The organism is Kitasatospora sp. NBC_01287 (genome assembly GCF_026340565.1).
Classification (GTDB): Bacteria; Actinomycetota; Actinomycetes; order Streptomycetales; family Streptomycetaceae; genus Kitasatospora.
Genome location: NZ_JAPEPB010000001.1, coordinates 8215422 through 8232362, shown reverse-complemented (window position 1 = coordinate 8232362; position 16941 = coordinate 8215422). Strand labels below are relative to the sequence as shown.

16 protein-coding genes and 1 rRNA gene are annotated in these 16941 nt (G+C 74.8%); 5 read left to right on the top strand and 12 right to left on the bottom strand.

The features are described 5' to 3' along the window. Positions 1 to 59 precede the first annotated feature (59 nt). On the top strand, positions 60 to 1046 hold the full coding sequence (locus OG455_RS35180; protein ID WP_266300334.1) for a MarR family transcriptional regulator: 987 nt from the start codon (positions 60 to 62) through the stop codon (positions 1044 to 1046). A 48-nt stretch (positions 1047 to 1094) separates the two neighbouring features. Here the strand turns inward: OG455_RS35180 and OG455_RS35175 are convergent, their stop codons facing one another. From OG455_RS35175 to OG455_RS35165, 3 genes are all read right to left on the bottom strand, one after another. Further along, positions 1095 to 1766 carry a response regulator transcription factor gene (locus tag OG455_RS35175; RefSeq protein ID WP_266300333.1) on the bottom strand — a complete coding sequence of 224 codons (672 nt, stop codon included), beginning with the start codon at positions 1764 to 1766 and terminating at the stop codon, positions 1095 to 1097. Beyond that, on the bottom strand, positions 1763 to 3079 hold the full coding sequence (locus OG455_RS35170; protein ID WP_266300332.1) for a sensor histidine kinase: 1317 nt from the start codon (positions 3077 to 3079) through the stop codon (positions 1763 to 1765). Before OG455_RS35170 ends, OG455_RS35175 begins: the two co-directional genes overlap by 4 nt. Before the next feature lie 93 nt (positions 3080 to 3172). Next, positions 3173 to 4369: a geranylgeranyl reductase family protein gene (locus OG455_RS35165; protein ID WP_266301071.1), complete on the bottom strand. Its 1197-nt coding sequence runs from the start codon at positions 4367 to 4369 to the stop codon at positions 3173 to 3175. Between the two features lie 223 nt (positions 4370 to 4592). Here OG455_RS35165 and OG455_RS35160 point away from each other — a divergent pair, with 223 nt between their 5' ends. Continuing rightward, positions 4593 to 5966: a dipeptidase gene (locus tag OG455_RS35160; RefSeq protein ID WP_266300331.1), complete on the top strand. Its 1374-nt coding sequence runs from the start codon at positions 4593 to 4595 to the stop codon at positions 5964 to 5966. 52 nt (positions 5967 to 6018) lie between these two features. Here the strand turns inward: OG455_RS35160 and OG455_RS35155 are convergent, their stop codons facing one another. The 3 genes from OG455_RS35155 to OG455_RS35145 form a co-directional block, all read right to left on the bottom strand. Further along, on the bottom strand, positions 6019 to 6972 hold the full coding sequence (locus tag OG455_RS35155) for a DUF4184 family protein (protein ID WP_266300330.1): 954 nt from the start codon (positions 6970 to 6972) through the stop codon (positions 6019 to 6021). A gap of 126 nt (positions 6973 to 7098) precedes the next feature. Next, complete coding sequence (locus OG455_RS35150) at positions 7099 to 8157, bottom strand: NUDIX hydrolase (protein WP_266300329.1); 1059 nt, start codon at positions 8155 to 8157, stop codon at positions 7099 to 7101. A gap of 228 nt (positions 8158 to 8385) precedes the next feature. After that, entirely contained in the window at positions 8386 to 9324 is a 939-nt protein-coding gene (locus tag OG455_RS35145; protein ID WP_266300328.1) for an ROK family protein, read from the bottom strand. 227 nt (positions 9325 to 9551) lie between these two features. On the opposite strand from OG455_RS35145, the gene OG455_RS35140 reads away from it, so the two are divergent. Beyond that, positions 9552 to 10115, top strand: coding sequence for a DUF1707 and FHA domain-containing protein (locus OG455_RS35140; protein ID WP_266300327.1), 564 nt, complete (start codon positions 9552 to 9554; stop codon positions 10113 to 10115). A gap of 48 nt (positions 10116 to 10163) precedes the next feature. Here OG455_RS35140 and OG455_RS35135 read toward each other — a convergent pair whose 3' ends face one another. The 4 genes from OG455_RS35135 to OG455_RS35120 all read right to left on the bottom strand — a co-directional run bounded on the left by OG455_RS35135 (position 10164) and on the right by OG455_RS35120 (position 14259). Further along, a complete protein-coding gene (locus tag OG455_RS35135) occupies positions 10164 to 11579 on the bottom strand; it encodes an acyl-CoA synthetase (protein ID WP_266300326.1) in 1416 nt (471 codons plus the stop codon). 110 nt (positions 11580 to 11689) lie between these two features. Beyond that, entirely contained in the window at positions 11690 to 12652 is a 963-nt protein-coding gene (locus OG455_RS35130) for an electron transfer flavoprotein subunit alpha/FixB family protein (protein ID WP_266300325.1), read from the bottom strand. 42 nt (positions 12653 to 12694) lie between these two features. Then, a complete protein-coding gene (locus tag OG455_RS35125; protein WP_266300324.1) occupies positions 12695 to 13480 on the bottom strand; it encodes an electron transfer flavoprotein subunit beta/FixA family protein in 786 nt (261 codons plus the stop codon). 350 nt (positions 13481 to 13830) lie between these two features. Beyond that, complete coding sequence (locus tag OG455_RS35120; RefSeq protein WP_266300323.1) at positions 13831 to 14259, bottom strand: thioredoxin family protein; 429 nt, start codon at positions 14257 to 14259, stop codon at positions 13831 to 13833. 235 nt (positions 14260 to 14494) lie between these two features. On the opposite strand from OG455_RS35120, the gene OG455_RS35115 reads away from it, so the two are divergent. Both OG455_RS35115 and OG455_RS35110 read left to right on the top strand, forming a co-directional pair. Further along, positions 14495 to 14911 carry a DUF4395 domain-containing protein gene (locus OG455_RS35115; protein ID WP_266300322.1) on the top strand — a complete coding sequence of 139 codons (417 nt, stop codon included), beginning with the start codon at positions 14495 to 14497 and terminating at the stop codon, positions 14909 to 14911. A gap of 311 nt (positions 14912 to 15222) precedes the next feature. After that, positions 15223 to 15990, top strand: coding sequence for a 1-acyl-sn-glycerol-3-phosphate acyltransferase (locus tag OG455_RS35110; RefSeq protein ID WP_266300321.1), 768 nt, complete (start codon positions 15223 to 15225; stop codon positions 15988 to 15990). A gap of 152 nt (positions 15991 to 16142) precedes the next feature. Here OG455_RS35110 and OG455_RS35105 read toward each other — a convergent pair whose 3' ends face one another. Both OG455_RS35105 and rrf read right to left on the bottom strand, forming a co-directional pair. Beyond that, positions 16143 to 16751, bottom strand: coding sequence for an HIT family protein (locus OG455_RS35105; protein WP_266300320.1), 609 nt, complete (start codon positions 16749 to 16751; stop codon positions 16143 to 16145). A gap of 68 nt (positions 16752 to 16819) precedes the next feature. Further along, a 5S ribosomal RNA gene (rrf, locus tag OG455_RS35100) occupies positions 16820 to 16936 on the bottom strand. Positions 16937 to 16941: the final 5 nt, after the last annotated feature.

Below are 16941 nucleotides of genomic sequence, written 5' to 3'. Positions count from 1 at the left end.
AGCCCGGCCGGATACCGTACGGACACTGATTTAGCACCAGGCTAAAGTGGCGCCCTGTTATGCACCGCTATCACCTCGGCCTGGCCGACCTCGCCGCAGTCTCCTTCGCCCGCTCACCGCTGCAGGAGACGGTGCTGAGCCTGCGGATGTGGACCCATCCGGGCAGCTACCCGGCGCAGCAGCCCTGGTTCCGCCCGCTGCGTCCGCACTTCGAACGGCTCGAAGGCGGTCCCCTGCTCCGCTCGCTGGTCGGCGCCAACCGGTACATACCGGACTTTCTGACGCCCCGTCCGAACACACCCGCCCCCGCCTTCCGCACCGAGCTGAGTGTGGTGCGGGCCACCGACCCGGCCGTACTGCGGAGCGAGCTGGAGAAGGCCCTGCTGCCACCACGGGGAGAGCTGCCCGCCCTGCTCGCCGAGGGGTTGTCGGATCCGGCGCGGCTGCTGGCGGAGATCTGCCTGGCCCTGGCGGAGTACTGGGAGAACTGCCTGGCCCCGCACTGGTGGCCCAGGGCCGGGTCGGTGCTGGAGGCGGACATCGTGCACCGCGCGCGGACGCTGGCCCAGCACGGCATGGCCGCGATGCTCGCCGAGCTGGACGGCCGGCTGCACTGGGCGGACGGCGTGCTGACCATCAACCGCAGCTGGGACCGCTCGCCGGACGCGGACATCCAGGTGGACAGGCGTGGCCTGGTCTTCCTGCCGACCTGCTTCGCCGGTGCGGCCAACACCTCGATCAGCACCGACTGTCCGCCGGCCATCTGCTACCCGGCCCGCGGCCAGGGCACCATGGCGGAGGCCCTCGACCCGCCGGCCACCCCCCACGCGCTGGCGCAGCTGCTCGGCACCCCCAAGGCGCGGCTGCTGACCCTGCTGCACGAGCCGGTCTCCACCACCGAACTGGCGCTGCGCCTGGGAGTCACCCCCGGCGCGGTGAGCCAGCACCTCGCGGTGCTGCTGGCCACCCGCCTGGTCACCCGGGCCCGGCACGGCCGCTCGGTGCTCTACCTGCGCAGCCCGCTGGGCGAGGAGCTCTGCCACTGACCGGCGCCAGCGGTTGCCCTGGGCTCCCCTGGCGCCACGTCGGTCGGCTCAGCCCAGCCACCCCGGCCGTACCAGGCCGCTCTCGTAGGCCAGCACCACCAGCTGCGCCCGGTCACGGGCACCCGACTTGACCATCGCGCGGCTCACATGGGTCTTCGCGGTCAGTGGGCTGACCACCAGGCGGCGGGCGATCTCGGCGTTGGACAGGCCCAGGCCGACCAGCGCCAGCACCTCCCGTTCGCGCTCGGTCAGCCGGTCGAGCGCGGGGCCGGCGGTCGGCTCCGGAGGCTTGGAGCGGGCGGCGAACTCGCCGATCAGGCGGCGGGTGGCCCCGGGCGAGAGCAGTGCGTCGCCGGCCGCCACCACCCGCACCGCGCGCAGCAGATCGGCCGGCTCGGTGTCCTTGACGAGGAAGCCGGCCGCACCGCCGCGCAGCGCCTCGAAGACGTACTCGTCCAGCTCGAAGGTGGTCAGCACTACCACCTTGACCTCGGCCAGCTCGGGGCGGGCGGTGATCCGGCGGGTGGCCGCCAGCCCGTCCAGGCCGGGCATCCGGATGTCCATCAGCACCACGTCGGGGCGCAGTTCGGCGGTCAGCTCGACGGCCGCCGCGCCGTCGCCGGCCTCACCGACCACCGTCAGGTCGGCCTGCGCGTCCAGCAGCGCCCGGAAGCCGGCCCGCACCAGTGCCTGGTCGTCCGCCAGCAGGACCCGGATCATCCCTGGTGCTCCTCGTCCGTCGCGCGGTCGGTGCCGGTGGTCGGCAGGTACGCCCGCACCCGGAAGCCACCCGCGTGCGGCCCCGCCGCCAGCGTGCCACCCAGCGCCCGGACCCGCTCCCGCATGCCCGCCAGTCCGTTGCCGCCGCCCGCCGGCTCGGCCGTGTCCGGCGCGGCGGGCGGCCCGGGGTCGTCCACCTGGACGGTCAGGCCGGTGGCGGCCGTCCAGTCCAGCAGCAGCTCGGCGCGGCGGGCGGCCGAGTGCCGGATCACGTTGGTCAGCGCCTCCTGGACGATCCGGAAGGCCGCCAGGCCCACACCGGCGGGCAGCGCGCGCTCGCCGCCCTCGGTGCGGACGGCGACGCTCAGTCCCGCGTGCGCCGCCTGCGCGGTCAGCTCGGGCAACCGGTCCAGGCCGGGGGCCGGGCGGCGCGGCGCGGCCGCGCCGGGGGTCCGCAGGGTGCCGAGCACCTGGCGGACCTCACCGAGCGCCTCCTTGCTGGCGGCCTTGATGGTGATCAGGGCGGACCGCGCCTGCTCGGGCTGATCGTCGATCAGCTCCAGGGCCACCCCGGCCTGGAGGTGGATCAGCGAGATGCTGTGGGCCAGGATGTCGTGCAGTTCGCGGGCCATCCGCAGCCGCTCCTCATCGGCCCGGCGTTGGGCGGCGGCCTGGCGGGCGGCGCGGTGCGCGGCGGCCTGCTCGCGGCGGAACCGCAGCAGCTCGGCGACGGCGGCCAGCAGCAGGGCGAGCGCGGTCAGGCCGAACTCGGGCCAGGCGCCGACCGGGCCGCCGCCACCGCGCAGCCAGCGGGCCGGCAGCGCGAGGGCGAGCAGCAGGTGGCCGCCGTAGAGGCCCAGCAGGCTCAGCACGGCGGCGCGGCGGTGGCCGCGCTGGACCGCGGCGCAGTAGGCGACCGCGAAGCTCAGGAAGACGGGGCCGTAGGGGTAGCCGGCGGCCAGGTAGCCGAGGGTGACCGCGGCCGTCCCCACCACCACCGCGGCCGGGTGGCGCCGCCGCAGCACCAGCAGCGCGGGGCCGATCAGCAGCAGCAGGTAGCCGGGGGCGTCCAGCGGCACCCACGGCGGCACCTGGTGCCTGACCGCCCCGGCCGTGCCCGCGAGCTGGAGGGCGGCGACGAGGAGCGAGGAGACCACCGGAGGGCCGCCCCGGCGCCGGCCGGCCCAGGGCGGACCCCACGGCCCGGGTCCGGGTCCGGCACTCGGGCCGGGTCCGGCACTCGGGCCGGGTTCGCCGCTCGGGCCGCGCCGGGCAGGCGGGCCGCTTTCGCCGCTCGGGCCGGAAGAGCTCATGCCGGAAGGCTAGGGCAGCCGCACCCCGGCGGACGTCAGCCCGCCGGGGTGCCCGCGCCTACTCCCCCGGGAGTACGGACGGTCGTGCCGCGGTCAGCGCGAGGCCAGCGCCGCCAGCCGGCGGGCGGCACCGTACTGGCGCAGGATCTGGGCGAAGGTGCTGTGCCCCTGGGTGGTCCGGGCGAAAGCCCGCCACGCCGGGTCGATCAGGCAGACCGCCAGGTGGAACAGGTGCGGCCGCCGCTCGAAGGCCTCCAGCATCACCTTGCCCGCCCGCATCTCCACGCCCAGGCCCGCCTTGACCGCGAAGGCGTAGTTCAGCGCCTGCCGCCGCACCTCCTGCGGGCCGGTCGCCTCGGCCACCTGCACCGCCCACTCACCGGCCAGCCGGCCCGAGCGCAGCGCGTACGAGATGCCCTCGCGGGTCCACGGCTCCAGCAGCCCGGCCGCGTCGCCGGCCACCAGCACCCGGCCGCGGGAGAGCGGAGAGTCCTCGGCCCGGCAGCGGGTCAGGTGGCCGGACTCCACGGCCGGAGTGAAGCCGGAGAGCCCCAGGCGGCGGATGTAGTCGGCCAGGTAGCGCTTGGTCAGCTCGCCGTCGCCGCGCGCCGAGATCACCCCGACGGTCAGCGTGCCGGAGTCGGTCTTCGGGAAGACCCAGCCGTAACTGCCCGGCAGCGGCCCCCAGTCCAGGTGGATCCGGCCCTCCCAGGCGCGGGCCACCTGCTCGGGCACCGGGATCTCGGCCTCCAGGCCGAGATCGATCTGGTCGAAGGTGACCCCGACGTGCCGCCCGATCCGGCTGGCGCTGCCGTCCGCGCCGACCACCGCGCGGGCCTGCACCGAGCGCCCGTCGGCCAGCGTCACGGCCACCGTGCGGCGGTCGGCGCCCCCCTGCTGCTCGACGCCGGTCACGGTGACCCCGCAGACCAGCACCGCGCCCGCCTGCTGGGCCGCCTCGACCAGCCGCAGGTCGAACTCGTCGCGGTTGACCAGGCCGAAGAGCATCCGCTTGGAGCGCCGGGTGCGGGTGAAGCGGCCGTTCAGCGCGAAGGTGACGGCGTGCACCCGGTCCTGCAGCGGGAGCTTGAAGTCCGGCGGCAGGCTGTCCCGGGACGGGCCGATGATGCCGCCGCCGCAGGTCTTGTAGCGGGGGTGCTCGGCCTTGTCCAGCAGCAGCACCCGGCGGCCCTGCGCCGCCGCGGCGTGCGCGGCCGAGGAACCGGCCGGGCCGGCCCCGACCACCACGACGTCCCAGACACCGTCGAGCGGGTCGGGGCCATCGGTCACGGCTGCTGGGTCGGCGGCGGGTCCGTCCGGGCCGTCGACGGGCTGGCTGGTGGTCAGGCTGGCTTCGGGTGCGCTACCGGAGTCTCTCACGTCGAGTCATCTTAGGCGGCGGACGGCCGCGGGCCTCCTGCGCCACCAGCCCCATCGCGCGGCCGGGGCACCGGGGCGGCGCCTATGCTCGGTCGCACGTGTGATCAGACCTGCCAGCTTCCGGAGAACTTCCATGACCGAACCCTCGCCCGATCTCGCCACCGCCGTCCGCGCCCTGATGCCCCGTGCCCAGCGCGAGCTGGCCGAGCTGGTGGCGTTCCCGTCGATCGCCGATCCGCAGCTCGGGCTGGAGCGGGAGTGCCAGGCGGCGGCGCAGTGGGTGGCCGACGCGCTGCGCGCCGAAGGCCTGACCAATGTGTCGCTGATCGACACCCCCGACGGCAGCCAGTCCGTCTACGGCGAACTGACCGGGGTGCCGGACGCGCCCACCGTGCTGCTCTACGCGCACTACGACGTGCAGCCGCAGCTGGACGAAGCCGCCTGGAGCACCCCTCCGTTCGAGCTCGTCGAGCGGGACGGCCGCTGGTACGGACGCGGCGCGGCCGACTGCAAGGGCAACATCCTGATGCACCTGACGGCCCTTCGGGCGCTGCGCGAGAGCGGCGGCCAGGTGCTGCCGGTCAACCTGAAGGTGATCATCGAAGGCTCCGAGGAGCAGGGCACCGGCGGCATGGAGCAGTACGCCCTGGCGCACCCCGAGTTGCTGACCGCGGACGCCATCGTGATCGGCGACGTCGGCAACTTCGCGGCCGGCCTGCCGACCGCCACCGCCTCGCTGCGCGGCATCACCGAGGTCTCGGTCGAGGTCCGCACGCTGGCCGGCAACCTGCACTCGGGCCAGTTCGGCGGCGCCGCCCCCGACGCGCTCGCCGCGCTGCTCAAGATCCTCGCCTCGCTCTACGACGAGCACGGCGCCACCACGATCAACGGCCTGCCCGCCGACCAGACCTGGCCGGGCGTCAGCTACCCGGAGGACCGGTTCCGCGCGGACGCCAGGGTGCTGGACGGCGTCGCGCTGATCGGCACCGGCGGGATCGCGGACCGGCTCTGGGCCCGCCCCGCCGTGACGGTGGTGGGCATCGACGTGCCTTCGGTGGTCGGCTCCACCTCCTCGGTGCAGGCCGGTGCCCGGGCCAAGGTGAGCCTGCGGGTGCCGCCGGGCATGTCGATCGAGACCGCCCAGGACGCGCTGATCGCCCACCTGGAGCAGGCCGCCCCGTGGCAGGTCCAGCTCACCGTGACCCGGCTCAACGGCGGTCACCCCTTCCTCGCCGAGACCTCGGGCCCCGCCTACGAGGCGCTGGGCGAGGCGATGCGCGAGGCGTTCGGGACGGACATGGTGGTGGCCGGCGAGGGCGGCTCGATCCCGCTCTGCAACACGCTGCGCACCCTCTACCCCAAGGCCGAGATCGTGCTGATCGGCGTCGAGGAGCCGACCACCCAGATCCACGCGGTCAACGAGAGCGTGGACCCGGAGGAGCTGACCCGGATGGCGCTCTCCGAGGCGCTCTTCCTGCGGCGGTACGCACAGGTCTGGCAGGGCTGACGGGGCCGGGGCGGCGCCGGTGCGCACCGCCCGTGCGCGGCGCCGGGAGCCGTCAGCGCGGGTCGGCGCCGGGCCGCCCCAGCGGGTCGAGCGCGCCCAGGTCGAGCGCGCCCAGCGCGGCGGCGGCCGTCACGGCGCCGGCGATGGCGCCGAAGCAGAGGTCAGCGATCAGGTCGGGCCGCCCGCCGGGGCCACGGACCCGGCCGGCGCGGACCACCCGGTGGGCCGCCCCCACCACCGTCCCCGCGGCGACCACGGCGCGGCGCCGGGCGGTCCGGGCGGCTGCGGTCCGGGCGGCTGCGGTCCGAGGCCCGACGGCCCAGGCCTCAGCGGGGCGCTGGGCATCGGTGGGGCGCTGGGCCTCGGTGGGGCGCTGGGCGGCGTCCGGCTGCCGGGCGGTGGCGGGGTGCCGCTGCCCGGTGGACGCCGGGTCGCCGGTCAGCGGTGCGGTCGCGGCGGCGCGCAGCTCGCGGGCCAGGTAGCCGCCCAGCCCGGCCAGGGCGAGGGCCGAACTGCCGTACTGCGCCACCGTGCAGAGCGGCACGCCCGCCACCCGCCGCTCCAGCGCCGGCAGCAGCCGCACGCCGGCCCGCCCCGAGTGGGTGAACGCGTCCCACCCCACGTGGCCGGCCGCCCCCAGCGCGGCGGAGAGGGCGAACCAGGCCGCCCGCTCCCCGGGCCCGCCGCCGGCCGCGCGGCGCTCGGTGGCCGCCAGCGCGGGAGCCGCCCAGCGCGGCGGCAGCAGCCCGAGCAGCGGGCGCCGCAGCAGCCCCTGCCAGCCGGCCACCAGCACCCCGGCCAGCACGACGTCCACCGTGGGCACCGCCCACCAGCGGTGGGTCAGCGCGCCGCGCCGGAACAGCCCGGGGTGCCAGCTCTCGGCGAAGAACGGCAGGTCCGGCGCCATCGACCCGGCGACCAGCGCCGACGCCACCAGCGGCCCCCGGCCCCGCAGTCCGCGCATTAGCGGCAGCACGGCGGCGGGGTGGCTGAAGGTGAACGGCATGCGCCCATCCTGCCCGAGCACCGTCCGCCGGGCCGCTCGACGCGACCGCCGGATGCCACCACTCGACGCCATCGCCCGGCACGCGTACCTGCCACGCGTACCTGCCACCCGTACCCGGCCGGCCCGCTACCAGCCGCTGCCGACCCCGCGCGCGGCCGGCCGACCCGCCTCCAGGTAGCTCGGCGTCCCCTGGCCGCGCGCCGCCAGGGCGCCGGCCAGGCGCCGGTGGCGGCCCGCGGAGAGCAGTTGCCCGGCCTCCTCCAGGGTGACGAACCGCCAGTCCCGCAGCTCGTCCGGCGGCAGCCGCAGTCCGGCCCGCTGAGCGGCCGTCAGCCGACCGCCGTCGTAGACCAGCCGGATGCCGCCGCGGCGCGACCCGACCCGCGGCTCCCAGTCGACCGCCAGCAGCCGCAGCTCCTCCTGGTCCAGCCGCAGCCCCAGCTCCTCGGCGGCCTCCCGGACGGCGGCCAGGGTGGGCGCCTCACCGCGCTCCACCACGCCGCCGGGGAACTCCCAGTCCGGCTTGTAGACGGGGTCGACCAGCAGCACCCGGTCGTCCTCGTCGAAGAGCAGCACCGCGGCCGCCACCGTGTCGTCCGCCGAGTCCGTGCCGCGGACGATCGGGCAGCGGGCGACCCCCTCCTTGACCAGGGCGGCGAGCGTCCGAGCCACCTGGCGCGGGGTCAGCCCCGCGGTGTCCAGCACGCAGGCGTCGCGGTGCATCCAGGCCTGTGCCTCCTGGTAGGCGGGCAGGTGGGCCAGGCGCCAACGGCGGCATCTCTCGCTCGCCGCGGGATCGCCGGGCACCTCCTCGCTCAGCGCGATCCGCTCGCGCAGGATCGTTTCCTCAGCGTGCAGCACGAAGTGGTGCACGGGCAGGCCGCGGGCGGCGAGTGCGCCGAAGATCTCGTCCCGGTAGGACTCGCGCAGCAGGGTCATCGGAACCACCAGCGTGCCCGGCACCTCGCCCAGCAGCGCGGCGGCGGCCTCGGTGACCAGGCTGCGCCAGGCCGGCAGCTCCTGGAAGTCCCTGACCTCGGCCATCCGGCGGCCCGGCACGATCCGCCGCAGGAGGGCGCCGACCTCCTCGGGATCGAAGAGCGTGCTGCCCGGCAGCAGCTCGACCAGTTCGCGGCAGGCCGTGCTCTTGCCCGCGCCGAACGTCCCGTTGACCCAGATGATCATGATTCCCCCTGACCTCGGGCGAACCCGGCGGCGTCCGCGCCGGACGGCTGCCGGGCCCGCCGCGCCGGAACGCCGGCCGCGCCGACACCCCCGCCGCGCCGAGCGCCCGGCACCATCCGAGGTGGTACCCGCCCGGGCCGACCTCTCATTCCTGACGAACTGCCGCGGCGTCATTTCTCAGCCCCGGGCGGGCGCGCACGCCAGCTCCCCGCGCCGTCCGGACCACCCTCACGCCCCGGTGGACCAGAGCGCCGCCGCGGCGGCGCCCACCAAGCCCGCGTCGGTGGCCAGCGCCGCCTGCCGCAGCCGCAGGCCGCGCACGTAGGAGAGGGTCGCGTAGTCCCCCAGCCGCTCGCGCAGCGGACCGAAGAGCAGCTCACCGGCCTGGGCGACGCCGCCGCCGATCACCACCACCTCCAGCTCGACCAGCGTCGCGGCGGCCGCGATGCCGGCCGCCAGCGCCTGCCCGGCCCGGGCGAAGGCGGCCAGCGCGGCCGGATCACCGGCCCGCGCCGCGACGGCCACGGCGGCCGCGTCCGCCCGCTCGGCGGGGCGCCAACCGGCCGCCAGCGCGTGCCGGGCGATCGCGGTGCCGCTGGCCAGGCTCTCCAGGCAGCCCCGTCCGCCGCAGGCGCACGGCTCACCGTCCAGGTCCACGCTGATGTGGCCGATATGCCCCGCGTTCCCGGTCGGCCCCGGGCGCAGCGTGCCACCCAGCACCAGGCCGCCGCCGACCCCGGTGGAGACCACCATGCAGAGCGCGTTGTCGAAGCCCCGAGCCGCGCCGCGCCAGTGCTCGGCGGCGGTCATCGCCACCCCGTCGCCGGTCAGCACCACGGGGCGGTGGCCGGCCAGCTCGCGCACCTCCTCGACCACGGGGAAGTCGCGCCAGCCGGGGATGTTCACCGGGCTGACGGTCCCCCGGACCGTGTCCACCGGGCCGGCGCTGCCCACCCCGACCAGTTCGACCCGGGACCACTCGGGCGAGCCGGCCAGGGCCTCGACCACCTCGGCCAGCGAGTCGCGCACCGCCTTGCCGGACTCCCGCGCCCTGGTGGGGCGCTCGATCCGGTGGCGCAGCTCGCCGTCCACGGCGCCGACCAGGGCACCGGCGATCTTCGTCCCACCGATGTCGACCGCCGCGACCAGCGCCTGACCCGCCATCATCCACCGCCCTGTTCCATGTGCCCGCTCCTTGTGCCCTGGTGCCCGATCCGCGCGCGCCGGGCCCGACGCGCTCCGCTCCGCACCGCACTGCCGCTGTACTCGACCCCATCCTGCCCGGTCCCGGTGCCACGGCCGCCGCTCATCTGCTGGACTGCCACCGAGCCGCGCACGGTTCCCGCCGGCCTGATTCTGGACACCGCGCCCACGGGCAGCTCAGAATCGGTGCCATGACCGCTCCCGAGCCCCTCACCAGCGCGGCCCCGGCCGACATCCGACCGCGCCCCTCGGAGGCCGATCGCGAGCGGGTGCTCGGGGTGCTGCGGGCCGGCGCGGGCGACGGCCGGCTCTCGCACGACACCTTCATCCGCCGGATGGAGCTGGTGCTGACGGCGCGCAGCGCGGCCGAACTCGACGCGGTGCTGGCCGACCTGCCCGCCGACGGCCCGCTGGCCCGGTTCACGCTGCGCACGGTCGGACGGCTCTCCGCCTTCACGGTCCGGCTTCGCGATGCCTGGCGGGCCGAACGACTGCCAGGGCTGACGCTGCCTCAACTGGGACCGGCGGCACTGCGGGTGGGCCGGGCACCCGGCTCGGACCTGCGGCTGACCGACATCTCGGTCTCCCGCTGGCACGCCGAGCTGCGTCGCAACGCCAACGGCTGGGTGCTCTACGACCTGGGCTCGACCAACGGCACCCAGGTCAACGGCCACCGGGTCACCGGCGGGGTGCCGGTCCGCCCCGGCGACCAGATCTCCTTCGGCAGCCAGGCCTTCCGCGTCGCGAGCGGCTGACCGACCTGACCTGACCGAGCCGACCGGGCGCGGACACGGCCCGCCGACCTAGCCCTCCAGCAACCGCTTCTTCAGCACCTTGCCCATCGCGTTCCGCGGCAGTTCCTCGACCAGGACCACCTTGCGCGGGCGCTTGTGCACCGAGAGCCGTTCGGCGACGAACGCGGTCAGCTGATCGCCCGTCACCTGGCCGTCGGGGATCACGAAGGCCACCACGGCCTGGCCCAGGTCCGCGTCCGGCGCGCCGACCACCGCGGCGTCCGCGACGGCCGGGTGGTCGCGCAGTGCGGCCTCGACCTCGCCGGCGCCGATCTTGAAGCCGCCGCTCTTGATCACGTCCACCGAGCCGCGGCCGACGATCCGGTGGAAGCCGTCGGGGCCGATGGTGGCCACGTCGCCGGTGCGGAACCAGCCGTCCGCGGTGAAGGCCTCGGCGTCGGCGACCGGGTTGCCCAGGTAGCCGTCGAAGACCGAGGGGCCGCGGACCTGCAGGTCGCCCACGCTCTCGCCGTCGGCGGGCACCGGGCGCCCGTCCTCGGTGACCAGCCGCGTCTCGGTGCCGGCCAGCGGCAGGCCGACGCTGCCGGGGCGGCGCTCGCCGTCGGCCCGGGTGCTCACGGTGATCAGGGTCTCGGTCATGCCGTAGCGCTCGACCGGGCGGTGGCCGGTCAGCGCGGCCAGCTTGTCGAAGACCGGCACGGGCAGCGGAGCACTGCCGGAGACCAGCAGCCGGGCGCCGCCGAGCGCGCGGGCCGCGGCCTCGTCGGCGGCGACCCTGGACCAGACGGTGGGCACCCCGAAGTAGAGGCTGCCGCCCGCCTCGGCGTAGGCGGCGGCGGTCGGACGGCCGGTGTGCACCAGGCGGCAGCCGGTGCGCAGCGCGCCCAGCACACCGAGCACCAGGCCGTGCACGTGGAACAGCGGCAGGCCGTGGACCAGGGTGTCCTCGGCCGTCCAGGCCCAGGCCTCGGCCAGCGCGTCCAGGTCGGCGGCGACCGCGCGGCGGGAGATGATCACGCCCTTGGGCGGCCCGGTGGTGCCGGAGGTGTAGAGCACGAAGGCGGCCTGCTCGGGCGCCGGTTCGGGACGGCTCTCGGCGCTGGTCTCGCCGAGGTCGACCGGCAGCGCCTCGACGGTGTCCTCGGCCGCGACCTCCTTGACCGCCGGGCCCTCGCCGGCCAGCAGCTGAGCTCCGCTGTCGCGCAGGATGTGCGAGCGCTCCAGCGGTCCGGCGTCCGGCGGCAGCGGCACCACGGGCACCCCCGCGAGAAGCCCGCCGACCACGGCCGTCACGCTCTCCACGCTGGGCCGGGCCAGCACCGCCAGCGCCTTGGCGCCCGCGACCCGCGCCGCCACCGTGTTGGCCGCGCCCAGCAGCCGCTCCCGCGACAGGGCCCGGCCATCGATCCGCAGCGCGTCGGCCGCGTCGCCGTGCCCGCCCTGAAGTGCCGTCAACAGGTTCACGGCCGAACTCTACGGGACCCGCACACGCCGCAGGGCGTGATCCACACCACCACGGGGGATCACGCCCTGCCAGGGACGATCGGCCTGAGCCGTCCTCAAGCTCTCGGGTTTCAGCCCTTGCGAGCCTTGACCTCACCGGTCAGCTGCGGCAGCACGTCGAACAGGTCGCCGACCACGCCGTAGTCGACCAGCTCGAAGATCGGCGCCTCTTCGTCCTTGTTGATCGCGACGATGGTCTTCGAGGTCTGCATGCCGGCCCGGTGCTGGATCGCGCCGGAGATGCCCGCCGCGACGTAGAGCTGCGGGGAGACCTGCTTGCCGGTCTGGCCGACCTGGTTGCTGTGCGGGTACCAGCCGGCGTCCACCGCGGCGCGCGAGGCGCCGACGGCCGCGCCGAGCGCGTCCGCGAGCTCCTCGACCACGCCGAAGCCCTCGGCGGCACCGACACCGCGGCCGCCGGAGACCACGATCGCGGCCTCGGTCAGCTCGGGGCGGCCGGTGGAGACCCGCGCGGCGCGCGCGGTGACCTTGGCGGCGTTGCCGGTGAACTCGACGGTGACGTTCTCGACCGTGCCGGCGGCCGGGGCGGCCTCCGGAGCGGCGGCGTTCGGCTTCACGGTGATGACCGGAGCGCCGTGCGAGACCTTCGACTTCACCTGGAAGGAGGCGGCGAAGACCGACTGGGTCGCGACCGGACCGTCGGCGCCGGCCTCCAGGTCGACGGCGTCGGTGATGATGCCGGAGCCCAGGCGCAGCGCGACGCGGGCCGCGACCTCCTTGCCCTCACCGGAGGAGGTGACCAGGACGGCCGCGGCACCGGAGGCCTTGGCGATCTGGGTCAGCGCGTCCACCTTGGGGACGACCAGGTAGTCGGCGAACTCGGCGGCGTCGGCGACGTACACCTTGGCGGCACCGAACTCGGCGGCCTTGGCGGCGATGTCGGCCGCGGCCGCGCCGGCGCCGAGCACCACGGCGGCGGGCTCGCCGATCCGGCGGGCCAGGGTGAGCAGCTCCAGGGCGGGCTTGCGGACGGCGCCGTCGGCGTGGTCCACGAGGACCAGGATCTCAGCCATGATTTCTTATCTCCTGATGGAACGTGGGGTCCGGACGGCGGGTCAGATGAACTTCTGGTCGGCGAGGTAGCCGGCGAGCTGCTTGCCGCCCTCGCCCTCGTCCTTGACGATCGTTCCCTTGGTGCGGGCCGGGCGCTCGGTGACGGTCTCCACCGCGGTCCAGGCACCGGCCAGGCCGACCTGCTCCGCGTCGATGCCCAGGTCGTCCAGGTCGAGCTCCTCGACCGGCTTCTTCTTGGCGGCCATGATGCCCTTGAAGGACGGGTAGCGGGCCTCGCCGGACTGGTCGGTGACCGAGACGACGGCCGGCAGCGCGGCCTCGACCTGCTCGGTGGCGGCGTCGCCGTCGCGGCGGCCCTTGACCACGCCCGCCTCGACGCTGACCTCGGAGAGCAGGGTCACCTGCGGCACGCCCAGGCGCTCGGCGAGCAGCGCGGGCAGCACGCCCATGGTGCCGTCGGTGGAGGCCATGCCGCAGACCACCAGGTCGTAGCCGGTCTTCTCCAGCGCCTTGGCGAGGACGGCGGAGGTGGCGATCACGTCCGAGCCGTGGATGTCGTCGTCGTTGACGTGGACACCCTTGTCGGCGCCCATGGAGAGGGCCTTCTTCAGCGCGTCCCGGGCGTCGTCGCCGCCGACGGTCAGCACGGTCACCTCGGCGTCACCGGACGCCTCGGCGATCCGCAGCGCCTGCTCGACGCCGTACTCGTCGAGCTCCGACAGGAGGCCGTCCACGGCGTCCCGGTCGGTGGTGGTGTCGTCCGCGAAGCGACGGTCACCGGTCGCGTCGGGCACGTACTTCACACAGACAACGATCCTCAAGCTCACGGCCTGTCTCCTGTACTGGTCTTGTCCGGCGGCTGCGGCGGTGCAACAGACGGGCGCGCTCACGGCGGCACCCGCTACGGACAGCGCATTCCCGCTGCCCCGACCGGCACTTCCGGCAGCATACTCGGCGGCGTCCCGCTCTGGTTACTCGTCAGTATCTAAATACCGGTCGCCCACATCTTGCCGCAATGTCAGGGCGTTATCCCCCCTGATCATTGTGACGAAGCTCTCGACTTCCACGGACCGCAACCCACCGGCGATTCCAAGGTCGGCGAAAGGCGCCCGGGGCGTCGCCGCGCGGGTACCGGGCGGCTGCCACGGCAGGCGTACCGCGGGTGTCGCGGGAGTACTCAGCCGGCTTCGCCCAGCGCGGCGATCACGTCCGCGCGGCGCGGCTGGCCGGCGGCCCGCTTCACCACCCGGCCCTCGGGATCGAGCACCAGCACGGTCGGCGTGCGCAGGATCTCCAGTCGGCGGACCAGCTCCAGGTGCCGCTCCGCGTCGATCTCCACGTGCGCCACGCCGGCCACCATCGCGGCCACCTCGGCCAGCACCCGCCGGGTGGCCCGGCAGGGCTGGCAGAAGGCGGTGGAGAACTGCACCAGGGTGGCCCGCTCCCCCAGCTCGACGCCCTCGCCCAGATCGGCAGCGGACAGCAGCACGCCCTCGTCCCTCCCGCGCGCCGCCACGGCGCGCACCCTGCCGTCGCGGCGGGCCCGGAACAACCCGAAGACGCTCGCCGTGGCGAGCACCGCGACGCACACCAGCAGTCCGGTCATGCGCAACAGTGTGCGCCACCGCACGCCCGGACCGGACACCAGGCCCTGGCTCCCGAGCTCGCCGGGCGCGTACCATCGCGCCGTGGACACTCCAGGGAACCGACTGACGCGCCGCCGCGTGGTCGACCTGTGCCGGGCCACCGCGTCCCGCTGTCGGTGAACTCTGCTGCCGCTCGCCCCTTTCACCTCGACAGCCCGACGCCCTGACGCCCTGACGCCACCGGAGCAGTCCACCGTGCAGATCGACCCCCGCGGGCCGCGGTTCGCCGCCGCCCTCACCAGCCTTGTCCTGGCCGCCGTCCTGATCACCGGCAGCGGGCCGCTGCTCGCCGTCCAGGCCCTCGTCTTCGCGCTCGGCGCGCTGGCCGGCCTCTCCTACTCCCCCTACGGCTGGCTCTTCCGGGTACTGGTGCGGCCCCGCCTCGCGCCGCCCGCCGAGTTGGAGGACGCCCGGGCACCGCGCTTCGCCCAGGCCGTCGGGCTGCTCTTCGCACTCGTCGGAGTGGCCGGCTACCTGGGCGGCGCGAGCTGGCTGGGGCTGGCCGCCACCGCCTGCGCACTGGCGGCCGCCTTCCTCAACGCCGCGTTCGGCTACTGCCTCGGCTGCGAGATCTACCTGCTCTGGCGCCGGGCGGTGCCGAGCCGCGCCTGAGCGCGGCGATCGGCCGGGGCGGGCGGGCAGCTGGGTAGGCGGGCAGTCGGGCGAGCGGGCAACTGAACGGGCGGGCAGCTGGGCGAGCAGTTGCCGAAGAGTTCCCGAGCACCGCTGACCTGCGGTGTGATGACTATCTCGCGCAGCCGAGGCATGGCCAGATGACAGATGGCACCCCTTCGAGGGACCATCATCAGCAGAATCACCCGTGTCAGCCGCGGCGTGCCGCGCCCCGGGGCCCGGTCCACCGGCGCGGCGATCCGGGTGCCGTCGTGCCGGGCAAGGGCCCGCAAGCAGAAGTAGGGCTGACCGTGGCAGAGTTCGTATACCCGCCGGTGATCGGTGCCGCGCTGACCGTCTTCAAAGCGCTCGACTGCCGGATCACCATCGTGGGTGCCGAACACGTGCCGGCCACCGGTGGCGCGGTGCTGGTGAGCAATCACATCAGCTACCTGGACTTCCTCTTCGCCGGCCTGGGCACCGTCCGGGGCGCCAAGCGCAAGACCCGCTTCATGGCCAAGGACGACGTCTTCCGGCACAAGATCTCCGGCCCGCTGATGCGCGGCATGAAGCACATCCCGGTCGACCGGACGGACGGCCAGCCCGCCTACGCGGCCGCGGTGCGCGCCCTGCAGGCGGGCGAGGTGGTCGGCGTCTTCCCCGAGGCCACCATCAGCCGTTCCTTCACCCTGAAGAAGTTCAAGACCGGCGCGGCCCGGATGGCCGCCGACTCCGGCGCTCCGCTGCTCCCGGTGATCCTCTGGGGCACCCAGCAGCTCTGGACCAAGGGCCGCCCGAAGACCCTGACCAAGCGGCACGTGCCGGTCACCATCATGATCGGTGAGCCGATCCACCTGGAGCCCACCGACAAGCCGGTGATGGTCACCCGGCGACTGCGCGCGGCGATGACCGAGATGCTGGACCGCGCCCAGCGCGACTACCCCGTCAAGCCGACCGGCCCCGACGACTCCTGGTGGCTCCCGGCCCACCTCGGCGGCACCGCGCCGACCCTGGAGGTCGCGGAGGCCGAGGACGAGCAGGAGGCGGCGGCGAAAGCGGCCCGACGGGCAGAGGCCTGAGCAGCGGCCCGCACTCCTGCTGACGGCGCGCCACCCTTCCCGGGTGGCGCGCCGTCAGGCATTTCGGACAGTCAGGGTTTCCTGCCCGGCTACCGCTACCCGGCTTCCGCTGCCTGGCATCCGCCGCCCGGCTTCGTCCGGCTGACCGCGGCTCAGCTCTCGGCGGCCAGCGCGGCGGCGATCCGGCGGTTGGTCTCGGCCCAGACCTCCGGCTCCACCTTGGGCATCACATCGCCCCAGAGCGGCAGGAAGGTCCCCTTCAGCTGTGTCATGCCCTCCGGTCGCGCCAGGAACCAGAGGTGGAAGTGCGCGGCCCCGTCGCCCCACCGGTTGACGTGCACCCTGGCTATACCGCCCAGGGAGATCACGGCGCGCTCCACGCGCTGAATCATCGGCCCGAGCTCGGCAGACCGCTCCGGCGGCAGGTCCGCCAGGTCGTAGTGCCCGCGCGAGTAGAGCATCACCGCGGCCGGCAGCGCCTCGGGCTCGTCGAACCCGCAGACCATCCAGTGCTCGTCGGCCCAGAGCACCTTGGGGTCGGTGACCTCCCGCCGGCAGGCGTGGCAGCCCTCGGGACCGTCCTCACCCATGCGCGGCGCCTCGGGCAGCTCCGGTTCGGCCAGCACCTTGACCCTCATGTCGCCCTCGAGCGGGAACTGGGCCCAACTCACCACGCCGTCCTCGGCCAGGGGCAGTGGCTTACCGATCGGCAGGCTCCGGACGTACGCGCTGGGCTCTGCGGAGAGTTCGTTCTCAGTCATGCGCGGAATTCTGGCACACAAACAAAGAAGCCCCCAGCCGAAAGGCTGGGGGCTTCTCCTGAATGATTGTTCGGCGGCGTCCTACTCTCCCACAGGGTCCCCCCTGCAGTACCATCGGCGCTGTAAGGCTTAGCTTCCGGGTTCGGAATGTAACCGGGCGTTTCCCTCACGCTATGACCACCGAAACACT